Origin of the sequence: Oerskovia sp. NPDC057915, assembly GCF_042887685.1 — a bacterium.
Taxonomy (GTDB): domain Bacteria; phylum Actinomycetota; class Actinomycetes; order Actinomycetales; family Cellulomonadaceae; genus Oerskovia.
Window position 1 is genome coordinate 24,679 of record NZ_JBHVOS010000032.1, and the last position, 12,122, is coordinate 36,800.

At 73.6% G+C, this 12,122-nt stretch carries 14 protein-coding genes; 7 read left to right on the forward strand and 7 right to left on the reverse strand.

Annotated elements, in window-relative coordinates:
* Positions 1–114 precede the first annotated feature (114 nt).
* Positions 115–645 (forward strand): molybdenum cofactor biosynthesis protein B, encoded by a 531-nt coding sequence (locus ACFVQ3_RS17700; protein ID WP_387641855.1) that lies wholly within the window; start codon positions 115–117, stop codon positions 643–645.
* Between the two features lie 93 nt (positions 646–738).
* Here ACFVQ3_RS17700 and ACFVQ3_RS17705 read toward each other — a convergent pair whose 3' ends face one another.
* From ACFVQ3_RS17705 to ACFVQ3_RS17730, 6 genes are all read right to left on the reverse strand, one after another.
* Positions 739–975, reverse strand: coding sequence for a MoaD/ThiS family protein (locus ACFVQ3_RS17705; protein ID WP_387641858.1), 237 nt, complete (start codon positions 973–975; stop codon positions 739–741).
* 1 nt (position 976) lies between these two features.
* Positions 977–1,309 carry a DUF6457 domain-containing protein gene (locus ACFVQ3_RS17710; protein ID WP_387641860.1) on the reverse strand — a complete coding sequence of 111 codons (333 nt, stop codon included), beginning with the start codon at positions 1,307–1,309 and terminating at the stop codon, positions 977–979.
* On the reverse strand, positions 1,306–1,953 hold the full coding sequence (locus ACFVQ3_RS17715) for a molybdenum cofactor guanylyltransferase (RefSeq protein WP_387641862.1): 648 nt from the start codon (positions 1,951–1,953) through the stop codon (positions 1,306–1,308). The genes ACFVQ3_RS17710 and ACFVQ3_RS17715 overlap by 4 nt, the downstream gene beginning before the upstream one ends.
* The gene (gene moaC / locus ACFVQ3_RS17720) at positions 1,950–2,423 is read right to left on the reverse strand and encodes a cyclic pyranopterin monophosphate synthase MoaC (RefSeq protein WP_387641864.1); all 474 of its coding nucleotides are present in this window, start codon (positions 2,421–2,423) and stop codon (positions 1,950–1,952) included. Before moaC ends, ACFVQ3_RS17715 begins: the two co-directional genes overlap by 4 nt.
* Positions 2,420–3,835, reverse strand: coding sequence for a gephyrin-like molybdotransferase Glp (gene glp / locus ACFVQ3_RS17725; protein WP_387641867.1), 1,416 nt, complete (start codon positions 3,833–3,835; stop codon positions 2,420–2,422). The genes moaC and glp overlap by 4 nt, the downstream gene beginning before the upstream one ends.
* Positions 3,836–3,919: 84 nt before the next feature.
* Positions 3,920–5,146 (reverse strand): nitrate/nitrite transporter, encoded by a 1,227-nt coding sequence (locus ACFVQ3_RS17730; protein WP_387641870.1) that lies wholly within the window; start codon positions 5,144–5,146, stop codon positions 3,920–3,922.
* 202 nt (positions 5,147–5,348) lie between these two features.
* On the opposite strand from ACFVQ3_RS17730, the gene ACFVQ3_RS17735 reads away from it, so the two are divergent.
* A complete protein-coding gene (locus ACFVQ3_RS17735) occupies positions 5,349–6,053 on the forward strand; it encodes a DUF1361 domain-containing protein (RefSeq protein WP_387641872.1) in 705 nt (234 codons plus the stop codon).
* A gap of 48 nt (positions 6,054–6,101) precedes the next feature.
* Entirely contained in the window at positions 6,102–6,602 is a 501-nt protein-coding gene (locus ACFVQ3_RS17740) for a hypothetical protein (RefSeq protein ID WP_387641875.1), read from the forward strand.
* A 66-nt stretch (positions 6,603–6,668) separates the two neighbouring features.
* On the opposite strand, the gene ACFVQ3_RS17745 is transcribed toward ACFVQ3_RS17740, so the two are convergent.
* Complete coding sequence (locus tag ACFVQ3_RS17745) at positions 6,669–7,760, reverse strand: LacI family DNA-binding transcriptional regulator (RefSeq protein WP_387641878.1); 1,092 nt, start codon at positions 7,758–7,760, stop codon at positions 6,669–6,671.
* A 252-nt stretch (positions 7,761–8,012) separates the two neighbouring features.
* Between ACFVQ3_RS17745 and ACFVQ3_RS17750 the strand changes: the two genes are divergently transcribed.
* The 4 genes from ACFVQ3_RS17750 (at position 8,013) to ACFVQ3_RS17765 (ending at position 12,071) form a co-directional block, all read left to right on the forward strand.
* Positions 8,013–8,756 (forward strand): glutamine amidotransferase, encoded by a 744-nt coding sequence (locus tag ACFVQ3_RS17750; protein WP_387641880.1) that lies wholly within the window; start codon positions 8,013–8,015, stop codon positions 8,754–8,756.
* Complete coding sequence (locus tag ACFVQ3_RS17755) at positions 8,756–9,757, forward strand: ribokinase (protein WP_387641883.1); 1,002 nt, start codon at positions 8,756–8,758, stop codon at positions 9,755–9,757. The genes ACFVQ3_RS17750 and ACFVQ3_RS17755 overlap by 1 nt, the downstream gene beginning before the upstream one ends.
* Before the next feature lie 176 nt (positions 9,758–9,933).
* Positions 9,934–11,025, forward strand: a complete 1,092-nt coding sequence (locus ACFVQ3_RS17760) for a DMT family transporter (protein ID WP_387641885.1) — start codon at positions 9,934–9,936, stop codon at positions 11,023–11,025.
* Positions 11,022–12,071, forward strand: coding sequence for a phosphotriesterase (locus tag ACFVQ3_RS17765; protein ID WP_387641888.1), 1,050 nt, complete (start codon positions 11,022–11,024; stop codon positions 12,069–12,071). Before ACFVQ3_RS17760 ends, ACFVQ3_RS17765 begins: the two co-directional genes overlap by 4 nt.
* Positions 12,072–12,122: the final 51 nt, after the last annotated feature.

A 12,122-nucleotide genomic window follows, 5' to 3' on the forward strand; every position in this document is an offset into this window, starting at 1 on the left:
GCGTGTTCGTGCGTCGTCGTTCGTCTGCCTCGCAGTATGCCCACGTCCCGCAGGGTTCTGCCTGGCGAGCGGGGCCACGTCGCCCGGGACGCCGCGATTGTCTACGGTGCTCCCATGACCACGTTCGACGGGCCCCACGCCACCTTCCCGCTCGCCCACCTGCCGGTCACGGTCGTCACGGTCTCCGACCGCGGTTCGCGCGGCGAGTCGACCGACCGCTCGGGGCCGCTCCTGGTCTCGCTCCTGGAGACGGGCGGCTTCGAGCGCATCACGGCACGTCTGGTGCCCGACGGCGTCGACTCGGTCCGCGACGCCCTCACCTCCGCGCTGGTCGAGGGGGCGCGGCTCGTGATCACCACGGGCGGGACGGGGATCGGCCCGCGCGACCTCACGCCCGAGGGGACGGCCGAGGTCGTCGACCAGGAGCTGCCGGGCGTCGCCGAGGCGATCCGGCGGCGCGGTGCGACGGTCGTGCCGAGCGCGGTGCTGTCACGGGGGATCGTGGGGACGGCCCCGGGGGCGCGCGGGCTGCGCGCGTTCGTGGTCAACCTGCCGGGATCGCCGGGCGGTGTGCGCGACGGCTGGAGCGTGCTGGAGCCGCTCCTCCCGCACGTGTTCTCCCAGCTGGCGGGCGGGGACCACTGAGGTTCTGGACGGCGCGTCGCTGAGTGCGGAGCAGCTGTCGTCGATCGGCCCTCCGGACGACAAGTGCTCCGCACCCAGCGGAAGGCGGGGCCGTCAGCCGCCCGCGAAGGGGGGCAGGACGTCGACCTGCTGGTCGGGCGCGAGCGCCACGCCGTGGTCGGCCGTCCGGACACCGCCCACGAGCACCGAGCAGCGCGGCAGCACGTCGACGAGCGCGGGGTGGCGGTCGGTCATGGCCGCGAAGAGCTCCCCGACCGAGGCGCCCGGGAGCGACTCGGCCTCGAGCCCGGCGGCCTCGGCCGCGCCGGCGAAGTAGCGGACCTGCGGCACGTCACGCCCTGTCGGGAGCGGCGGGCTCGGTGAGCGTGGTGTCGGCGTCCGCAGTGCCTTCGGTGACAGCCTCGTCGAGCGTCGCCTCGACGTCCCACGCGAGCGCGAGCTCGGTCGCACGCTCCATGGCGTCGAGGCCCGGGTGGTCGGCGCCCTCCCCGGCGGACAGCCCTGCGACGTACCCCGCGATGAACGTGGTGAGCGGGGCCGCGGGGCGTTCGACCCGGTGCGCGGCGTCTCGCGCGAGGTCGAGGATCGCCCCGATGTCGACCGCCTCACGGTCGAGGTCGAACTCGTCGACGAGGGTGTCCACCCAGCGCTCGAGGTTGCTCATGCCGTGCCTCCCGAAGATCGGTGCGGGTCGCCTGTGCCGAACCGCGCGCGCCGCAGCGCGTACGTCTCCGCATCCTGCCACGTGTCCACGTCGGTGCTCAGGCCGTCCACGTCCTCGACGCGGGTGAGTTCCATCCCTGAGACGAGGCGGCGCACAGGAGCACCCGCCGCACCGCCCCGCGCGGGGTCGCCCTCGAGCCGGGCCACGGCCGCGTCCAGGGCCTCGCGGCGGTACAGGCCGACGAGCCACTGGTCCCGGCCGTCGTGCGCGAGGTGCACGCCGTCGAGCCCCGGGATCACGCCTGCGGCGGCTGCCTCCACGAGCAGCGGCACGGCCTCCGCGGCCCGTGGGACGTCGCAGGCGAGGAGCAGGACCCAGGGGGCTGCGCCGTCGGGCAGGGCGGCGAGGCCCGCCGCGGTCCCCGCGACCGGACCGCCGAACGGCGGGTCCTCCCGGGTGAGGACGTACGCGTCGGACGCCAGGTCCTCCGGCCCGACGACGACCGTCGCCCGGGCGTCGCGGGTCGCGGCCAGCACGTGGTCGAGCAGGCGGGCGCCGGCGACGACGAGCTGCGGCTTGGACGTGCCGAGCCGCTGCGCCCGCCCGCCCGCGAGCACGACCGCGTCGAACTGGAGCCCGCTCACACCGGGCGCACCCACTCGCCCGACCTGCCGCCCGTCTTGGACAGCAGCCGGACGTCCGTGAGCTCGACCGACTTGTCGAGGCCCTTGACCATGTCGACGACCGCGAGGCCCGCGACCGCGACCGCGGTGAGCGCCTCCATCTCGACCCCCGTGCGGTCCGCGGTGCGCACGGTCGCGCTGATCTCGACGCCGTGGTCCTGGACGTCGAGGTCGACGCTCGCGCCGTGCACCCCGATGATGTGCGCGAGCGGCAGCAGCTCGGCCGTCTTCTTGGCGCCCTGGATGCCCGCGATGCGCGCGACCGCGAGCACGTCCCCCTTGGGGACCTCGCCCGACCGCAGGGCCGCGACGATGTGCGGACCGCAGCGGACGACGCCCGTCGCGGTCGCGGAACGGACGGTCGGCTGCTTGAGGGTGACGTCGACCATGCGGGCGTGGCCGCGCTCGTCGAGGTGGGTGAACTCGCTCATGCGATCACCATGACACGCACGGTGTCGCCCGTCCCAACCGCCTCGACCTCGGGCGGCACGACCGCGATCGCGTCGGCCCGCGTGAGCGCCGACACGTGGTGCGCGCCGGGCCCGACCGGTGCGACGCCGTCGGCCCCGACGAAGCGGACCGGGAGGAACTGCTGGCGCCCCGCCGGGGAGCGCCAGGACTCGGCGGCGACGCGCTCGACGAGCGGCTCGACGGGCTCCGGGTGGCCCGCGAGGCGGCGCACCGCCGGGCGCACGAACGCCCGGAACGACACGTACGCGCTCACCGGGTTCCCGGGGACGCCCAGCAACGGGGTCCCACGCCAGCGGGCGGCGGCCTGCGGCTTCCCGGGCTGCATCCCGACCGCGACGAGCAGGACCTCCGACGGACCGTCCGCCGTGCCCTGCGGGCCGCTCAGGACCTCCTTGACGACGTCGAACGCGCCCGCGCTGACCCCGCCCGAGGTGACGATCAGGTCCACGTGGGGCGCGACGTCGTCGAGCACCGCGCGCAGCGCCTCGGCCGTGTCCGGGACCGCGCCGACGCGCAGCGGGACGCCGCCCGCGTCGCGCACGCACGCCGCGAGCAGGAGCGAGTTGGAGTCGGGGATCTGGCCCGGGCCGGGGGCGGTGCCGAACGGCACGAGCTCGCTGCCCGTCGAGAGGACCGCGACGCGCGGGACGCGGTGCACCGGGAGGGTCGCGTGCCCCGCCGAGGCCGCGGCCGAGACCAGGCGCGGGGTGGTCGGGGCACCCGCCGCGGCGACCAGGTCGCCGACCGCGACGTCCTCGGCACGGCGGCGGACGTTGGACCTGGACGGCTCGTAGACCTCGATCGCCTCGTCCAGGGGCGCGCCGGGCACGAAGCGCCGCGTCGAGGTCCGCTCCACCGGCACGACGACGTCGCACCCGTCCGGCACGGGGGCGCCCGTCATGATGCGGACGGCCTGGCCGGGGGCGGCGAGGGCGACGGACGCGGCGTCGGGGACGCCGTGCTCGGCGGACGGGGCCGGCGAGGGCGCCGCCGCGATGTCGCCCACGACACGCAGCGTGACGGGGGAGTCCTGGGTCGCGGCCGCGATGTCGTTGCCGCGGAGCGCGTACCCGTCCATGGCCGAGGCGTCGAAGCGCGGGACGTCGAGGAGGGACCGGACGTCGTCGGCCAGGACGCGCCGGGCCGGTGCGCCGGTCGCGAGCTCGTCGAGCGTCACGTGCTCGGCGGCCAGCGGCGAGACCAGCGTGAGGACGTGGTCGCGGTACTGGTCGACCGTGGTCCCGGGCAGCGGGGGAGGTCCGTTCACGCGGGACGAACCGCCGGCAGCGCCGGGCCGGTCCACGGCGGTGGGACCGGGCCGGTCCACGACCCGGGGGCCTTCTGACGACTGGTCCAGGGCGTGGGGGTCCATGGGGACACCGTAGGCCGCGGCGGTGGATCGGCGACCTGACACGGGCTCTGGGTGGACGAAGGCGTCCGAGGAGCGGGCGGACGGTCAGTCGCGCACGCCGCGCCGCACCGGCCCCACCGTGAACAGCAGCGTCAGCAGGGCCGTCACCGAGAGGGCCGCGAAGCCCAGGCCGTAGTCCCCGTTGAGCTGGTACACCGCGCCCATGACGAGCGGCGGGATGAACCCGCCCAGCCCGCCCGCGGCCCCCACGAGCCCCGTCACGGCACCGACCTTGTCCTGCGGGGCGACCTTGGCCACGAGCTCGAACGTCGCGCCCGACGACGCACCGAGCCCCACCGCGAGGCCCAGGAACGCGATGGTCCCGACCGGCACGAGGTCCGGCTGGAACGCGACCACCGCGGCCAGGACCGTGACGAGCGCGAAGCACGCGACCGACACCGGGATCCCGCCGAACCGGTCCGACAGCGTCCCGCCGATCGGGCGGCAGACCACCGCCAGGACCACGAATCCCGCGGTCCGGGCAGCCGCGTCGGCGGCGGTCAGGCCGTAGGCGTTCACCAGGAACGTCGGCAGGTACACGCTGAACGCGACGAAGCCGCCGAAGCCCACGGCGTACAGCCACGAGAGCTGGAGCGTCGCCGGGAGCCTGAACGTCGCCCACGTGCGGGACAGGAAGCGCCCGTGCGCCGCGGGAGCCCGCCCCGGGGCGTCCCGCACGAGGAGCCACGACACGACCGCGTACACCGCCAGCACGCACGCCACCAGGACGAACGGGGCGCTCTTGCCCCATGCGTCGGTGATCCGCACGGTCGTGAACGCCGAGATCGCGGTGCCGCCCATCCCGATCCCGAAGATCCCGAGCGCCGTCCCGCGCCGGGCCGGGGGGTACCAGGCGTTGACGAACGGGACCCCGACCGCGAACGCCGTCCCGCCCAGCCCCAGGAAGAACCCGCCCAGGATGAGCAGCGGAAAGCTGTCGGCGACGAAACCGATGAACAGGACCGGGACGATCGTCGCCGCGCTGACCAGCGGGAACATGATCCGCGCCCCGAAGCGGTCCGTGAGCGCCCCGACCGGGATCCGGCCCAGCGAACCCACGATGACCGGCACCGCGACGAGCACCGACTGCTGCACCGCCGACAGGCCGAGCGCCTTGCTGTACGCGCCTCCGAGCGGGCTGATCAGCGCCCACGCCCAGAAGTTCACCGCGAACCCGATCGTCGCGAGGACGAGCATGAGGGTCGCGGAGCCGCCGGGCGAGGCGCCGCCGCCCGGGGCGGCCGCCCCCTGCCCGGCACCGGGAGACGTCACCGGTGCGGCTGCTTCGTCAGGATGCGTCACTGTGACTCCCGGGGGTCGGTCGCCCGTCCTCGGGCGAATCGGTGGAGCTCGAGATTCCCGCGCGACCCACGCTATCCGCGCAGGTGACGTGTCGCGCGGGCTGGCGAAGACGCCGTCGGGCCCTAGCGTGGTCCTCACGTCCCACCCACGCCGCACCACGAAGGCCCCGTCCATGACCCTGCTGTTCCTCGGCGTGATCCTCGTCAACGTCTTCGCGTTCGCCCTGATCCTCCTGCGTGCGCCCCTGTTCCGCACCGAGGTCTACCGGCCGATGCTGCTCAACATCGGGCTGTCGGTGCTGCCCGTGCTCGTCCTGTCGTTCCTCATCGTCGGGGACCTCGCACTGGGCGCCGCCGGCGCGCCGCCGTGGCTCGTCGCGACCATCGCGGGGGTCGGCCTCCTGGTCTGGCTGCTGCTGCTCCCCAACGCGGGCTACCTCGTGACCGAGCTCAACTTCAGCCACCGCAAGGACGACGAGGACGTGCCGCTCTGGTTCGACATCGTCGCGGTCCTGACCCTCGCGATGTCGGGCGTCCTCAACACCGTCGTCAACATCTTCCTCGTCCAGATGTTCTACGCCGTGCTGCGCTACCCCGACGACCTCAAGCCCTTCCTGCGCCCGGCGTCCTGGCTCGTGGTCGTCGTGATCCTCGTGCTCGTCTCGTTCGGCATCTACCTGGGGCGCTACATCCGCTTCAACAGCTGGGACCTGATGCACCCCGTCGGGTTCCTCCGGAAGTTCTTCCGCTACTTCCGGGGGCCCGGCAAGGTGCGCGACGCGCTGCTGTTCAGCGGCCTCTACACGGTGTTCTTCGCGCTCATCTACCTCGTCGTGGTCGGGTCGTTCCTCGAGACCGTCACCGCCGTCACGGGCTGAGCGGACGACCTCTTCCCGCCGTCGACGAAGTGCCCTACGCTCACCGCTGTGAACGCACCCATCGCCGTGACCGCAGCCGAGTACCTCGACACCACCCGCCGACGCATGACCGACGACGGCTGCGAGGTGGGATGGGACCAGGTCGGCCCGGTGCAGGCGCTGGTCGGCTACCGCAAGAAGTTCGTCGTCCCCGCGATGTCCCGGGTCCACGTCGTGACCGCGGTCGCCCACTTCACGCCCACCGAGCTGGACGTCGACCGGTACACCCGGGACGTCTCGGCCTTCGCCAAGCAGCGCAGCAACTCCCTGCGTGGCGTGCAGTCCGGCGTCGGCGCGTTCGCGGTCATCGTGGCCGACAGCGTGACCCCCGAGGTCGCCGTCGCCGCGCGGGTCAAGCCGCGCCTGGAGTTCGCGGTGATCGTCCAGCCCGTCGTGGTGGACCTCGCGGCGCGGGAGATCCACACGTTCCGCGGCCGCCGGTTCATCGGCGCCGCGCTCAACGGCTTCCTGCGGCGGACGCTCAACGCCCAGATCCAGGTGCCCGCCTGACCGGCTGATTCCCGGTCGCCCGTCGCCCGGTCGCCCGGTCGCCCGGTCGCCCGGCGGTCGCGCCCCTCAGGCCGACGGCGGCGCGACCGAGCCGCGGATGACCAGGTGGAGCGGCAGGACCGTGCGGGCGGGCTCCGCGGCGGCGTCGGCGCCCGGCGTCCCGGCCCCGGTCCCGGTCTCGCGGCGGGCCATGGCTCGTTCGAGGGCGTCGACCGCTGCGAGGGCGAGCGCCGCGACGGGCTGCTCGAGCGTCGTGAGCTGGGGGCGCAGCCACTGGCCGATGCGGATGCCGTCACAGCCCACGACCGACAGGTCCTCGGGGATGCGGATGCCGTGGAGCTCGGCGGCACCGAGCATCCCGACGGCCACGATGTCGCTGCCCACGAACACCGCCGTGGGGGCGTTCCCGGGGCGCGTCAGGTAGGGGAACGTCGAGGCGCCGAACTGCTCGGTGTACGGGCCGTGCCGGACCAGCTCGGGGTCGACGGCCAGCCCTGCGTCGGTGAGCGCGTCGACGTAGCCGCGCTTGCGCTCCTGGGTCGTGGAGAGCTCGGGCGGGCCGGCGACGTGCGCGATCCGGCGGTGCCCCTGCTGGATGAGGTACCTCGTGGCCTGGTAGGCACCGCCGTAGTTGTCGACCGTCACGGTGTCGACCGCGAGGTCGAGGTCGATCTCCTCGTCGATCACGACGACGGGCAGCCCGTCCTCGACCGCGCGGGCGAGGCGCTCGTCCGTGCGGCTCATGCCGAGGTAGATCAGGCCGCCCAGCACGTCGCTGCCCCCGATCAGGGGGCTCAGGCCGCCGTCGCGCTCGCCGTGCTTGCCCGAGACGGCGACGACCAGGGGGATCTGGCGTGAGGCCGCGAGGTCGGCGCACTCCTCGGCCAGGGTCGTGAAGAACGGGTTGGTGAAGTCGGGCACGACGAGCGCCACGACGCCCTGCCCGGTGTCGGTGCGCGCGTGCGCCCCCGCGCCCGGCCGGGCGGTGCGGACCCCGCGGTTCGTCGTGGCGCCGCGGTAGTCGAGCGCGGCCACCGCGGCGTCGATCCGGGCCGCGGTCTCGGGCTGGACGTTGAGCTGGCCGCGCAGGTAGCGGGAGGCCGTCGACGTCGAGACGCCTGCGTGTTGCGCAACTTGCGTCAGTGTCATCGTCGCCACCTCTCTGCTCGTGCCCCGGCCGTCGGGTGCTCCCCGAGCCTATCGCTGCGCCGGCACCGCGCGGGCCGTGAGTCCGTCAGAGCCGCGGATTCCCGGGGCTCGTTGGCCGGGCGGCGGTCCCGAGGCCCGCGCCCGGGCGCTGCTCGGTTGACACCAGGATGCCGTCCGCCTAGGTTGTTGCGCAACAGCAACACAACATTGCGCAACGTCGCCGATGTGCGGCGGAGCCCGAACCGTCTTGAGGAGAACCGCATGAGCCGCGTGCTGCTAGCCGGAGAGTCGTGGATCAATGCCGCGACGGACTACAAGGGCTACGACGCCTTCCCGCACGCCCAGCTGGAGATCGGCTGCGCCACGCTGCTCGAGGCGCTCGCCGCCGAGGGCCACGACGTCACGCACCTCCCGTCGCACCTCGTCGCGACCGACTTCCCGTCGACCCTCGAGGAGCTCGACGCCTACGACGTCGTCCTCCTCTCCGACATCGGCGCCAACACCCTGCTGCTCCCGCCCGTCGTGTTCTCGCAGGGGCGCCCCTTCCCGAACCGCATCAAGCTCCTCGCCGAGTGGGTGCGCCGCGGTGGCGGCCTCATGATGGCCGGCGGCTACCTCAGCTTCCAGGGCTTCCAGGCCAAGGCGAACTACTACGGCACCGCGGTCGAGGCCGTCCTGCCGGTCGAGATCCTCCCGTACGACGACCGCGAGGAGACCCCGGAGGGCATCAGCGGCGTCCTGACCGACGTCGAGCACCCCGTGACCGCGGGCCTCGACGCCGAGTGGCCCATCCTGCTCGGCTACCAGAAGCTCACCGCCAAGGCCGACGCGACCGTCCTCGCGACGATCGAGGGCCGCCCGCTCGTCGCCGTCCGCACCGAGGGCGAGGGCCGCACGCTGGCCTTCGCGTCCGACATCTCCCCGCACTGGGCCCCCCGCGAGTTCATGGAGTGGTCCGGGTACGGCAAGCTGTTCGGCCAGGCGATCACCTGGCTCGCAGGCTGATGAGCGCCCACCCCGAGGGCGGGGTCGTCCCCGCCCTCGCCCCGGAGACCGGGGGTGACCCGGACGTCCCGTCCGCCCCCGAGATCACGGTCGTCGGCAGCCTGAACATGGACATCAGGCTGACCGTCGACCGGATCCCGCGCTCGGGCGAGACGATCAGCGCGACCGGGCTCAAGCGCTCGCCCGGCGGCAAGGGAGCAAACCAGGCCGTCGCCGCCGCGCGCCTGGGCCGTCGCGTCGCGATGGTCGGTGCGGTGGGGGACGACGACGCGGGCCGTGCGATCACGGCCCGTCTCGTGGCCGAGGGGCTCGACGTCGCATCGGTCGCGGTGTCGGAGCAGCCCACCGGCACCGCCGTGATCCTCTGGGAGCAGCCCGAGTCCACGATCGTCATCGAGGCGGGCGCCAACGGCGACGTCGACGAGCAGTTCGTCGACTCGCGTGACGCCGCGGTCCGGGCCGTCGCCGACGCGCAGGTCGTCCTGTGCCAGTGCGAGACCCCGCTCGGGGCGCTCGCCGCCGTCGCACGCCTCGCGACCGGCACGACGATCCTCAACCCGGCCCCCGCCGTCCCCGTCCCCGCCGAGGTCCGCGACCGGTTCGACGTCCTGGTCCCCAACCGGTTCGAGCTCGCGACCCTCGCGGGCGCGACCGAGGCCCCCGAGACCCTCGCCGACGTCGTGGCCATGGTGCGAGGGCTCGCCTTCCCGGGCGACGTCGTCGTGACTCTCGGGGCCGACGGCTCGGTCGTGGTGCCCCGTGACGGCCTGCCCACCCCCGTCCCGGCCGTGCGCGTCGACGCGATCGACACCACCGCCGCGGGCGACAGCTTCTGCGCGGCGCTCGCCGACGGGCTGCTGCACGGCCAGGATCTCGTCCGGGCCGCGCGCTGGGCAGCCCGCGTCGCGGCCGTCACGACCACCCGCGACGGGGCCATCGAGTCCCTGCCGCTCGCCGACGAGGTGCCCACCGCACCGCAGGACCCCGCGCCGGAGCACTGACCCTCACGACCCGTCCGACAGCACGACCCCCACCCAGCGCCACCCGCACGACCCCCACCCAGCACCACCCGCACGACCCCCACCCAGCCCGACCACTCAGCGTCGACCCAGGGCTGGCCGTTCGATCGGTCCACCGATCCGACGTACCGTCGAAAGATGAAAGGCACGGCCAAGCAATGAAGCACACCACGCCGGAGACAGCCTCCCGCTCAGGAGGCGCCCAGACGGTCGCCCCGTCGCAGCGCACCAAGGTCAAGAGCACCGCGACCGCGCTCCTCGTCCTCGCGACCGTCCTCGCCGGAGCCCTCGGCCCCATGCAGGCCGCGGTCAACGGTCAGCTCGGCAAGACGATCGGCGACGGCCACGCGGCCGCCCTCATCTCGTTCGGCACGGGTCTGGTCCTGATGTTCGTCATCGTGTTCGCGCGCCCCGTGACGCGGCGCGAGGCGCTCGCGATCCCGAGCCTCATCAAGGGCCGCACGATCCCGTGGTGGAACTTCCTCGCGGGCCTGTGCGGCGCGGTCATCGTCCTCTCGGAGGGCGTGACGGTCGGCGTCCTGGGCGTCGCGACGTTCCAGATCTCGCTCATCTCGGGTCTGGTCATCTCGGGCGTGATCTGCGATCGTCTCGGTGTCACGGCCTCCGTCAAGCAGCCGCTCACGTTCTTCCGTCTCGCGGGCGCGGTCCTCGCGATCGTCGCGACCGTCATCGTCATCTCGCCGAACTTCTCGACCCCGCACACGATCGCCCTCGCGATCATGCCGTTCGTCGGTGGTCTCCTCGCCGGCTGGCAGCCTGCCGGGAACGCCGCGGTCGCCGACGCCACGGGCTCGATGCTCGTCTCGATCGGCTGGAACTTCCTCGTCGGCTTCACGGCCCTGGGCATCGCGTACGCGATCCGCGCCATGACCTCGGGTGTCGACTTCCAGCTGCCGCCCACGTGGTGGATGTACCTCGGCGGCCCGCTCGGCCTGCTCTCGATCGCGCTCATGGCGCTGCTCGTCCGCGGGCTGGGTCTGCTGCTCCTGGGCCTCGCGTCCACGGCGGGCCAGCTCGTCGGCTCGCTCCTGATCGACTGGGCCGTCCCGTCGCTCGGCCACACGATCTACGCGGCCACGATCATCGGCACGGTGATCGCGCTCGTCGCAGCGGTGATCGGCATGATCCCGTCCGGGAAGTCGACCGAGGCCCCCGCCGGGGTGAGCGGTGACGCAGGAGTGGCCGCCGCCGTCGGCGGTGGTGAGGCAGGAGAGGTGAGCCCGCGATGAACATCACGCCGGCCGGATTCGTCCAGACCGTCACCGGACCCGTCGCCGTGGCGGACCTGGGGCTGACCCTGCCCCACGAGCACCTGTTCAACGACCTGTCGGGGGTGCTCGACGCGCCCAGCTACGAGTTCTCCCGGGCCGTGGTCCGCGAGCCGGTGTCCGCGTCGGTCGCCTGGGCGCTGCGCCAGGACCCGTACTGCTGCGCCGACAACATCGCCGACAAGCCCGTCGCCGCGGTCGAGGCGGAGATCCGCAGCTTCGCGGCCCTCGGGGGGCGGACCGTCGTCGACGCGACGTCGAGCGAGGCGATCGGGCGCAACCCCGAGCGCCTGGCGGACGTCGCGAGCCGCACGGGCCTCAACGTCGTCATGGGCGCGGGCGCCTATCTCGAGAAGTTCGAGGGTGAGCGCATCACGGCCCAGGCCGTCGACGCGCAGGCCGCGGCGATCTCGCGCGAGCTGTCCGACGGCGTGCGGGACACGGGCATCCGGCCCGGCGTGATCGGGGAGATCGGCGTCTCGCCGGACTTCACCGCGGGGGAGCGGGCGTCGCTGCGGGCCTCGGCCCTGGCGCAGCTCGAGCACCCGCAGGTCGCGATGCAGATCCACCTGCCCGGCTGGCAGCGTCGCGCGCACGAGATCCTCGACCTCGTGCTCGACGAGGTGGGCGTGCGGCCCGAGAAGGTCGTGCTGTGCCACATGGACCCCTCGGCCGAGGACCCCGAGTACCAGCGGGCCGTCGCGGAGCGGGGTGTGTGGCTCGAGTTCGACATGGTCGGCATGGACATCACCTACCCCAAGGAGGGCGTCTCGCCCGACCCGCACACCACGGCGGGCGCGGTGCACCGGCTGATCGACGAGGGGTTCGCGGGCCAGGTGCTCATGAGCCACGACGTGTTCCTCAAGCAGATGTGGGTGCAGAACGGCGGCAACGGGTTCGCGTACGTGCCCACGGTCTTCACCGAGATGCTCGCGAAGCGCGGGGTCGAGCGTGAGGTGCTGCGCCGCCTGACGCACGAGAACCCGGCGGCGATGCTCACGGCGTGACCGCGAGGTAGACCCGTGGGCGCGAGGTAGACCTCCGGGAGGTCTACCTCG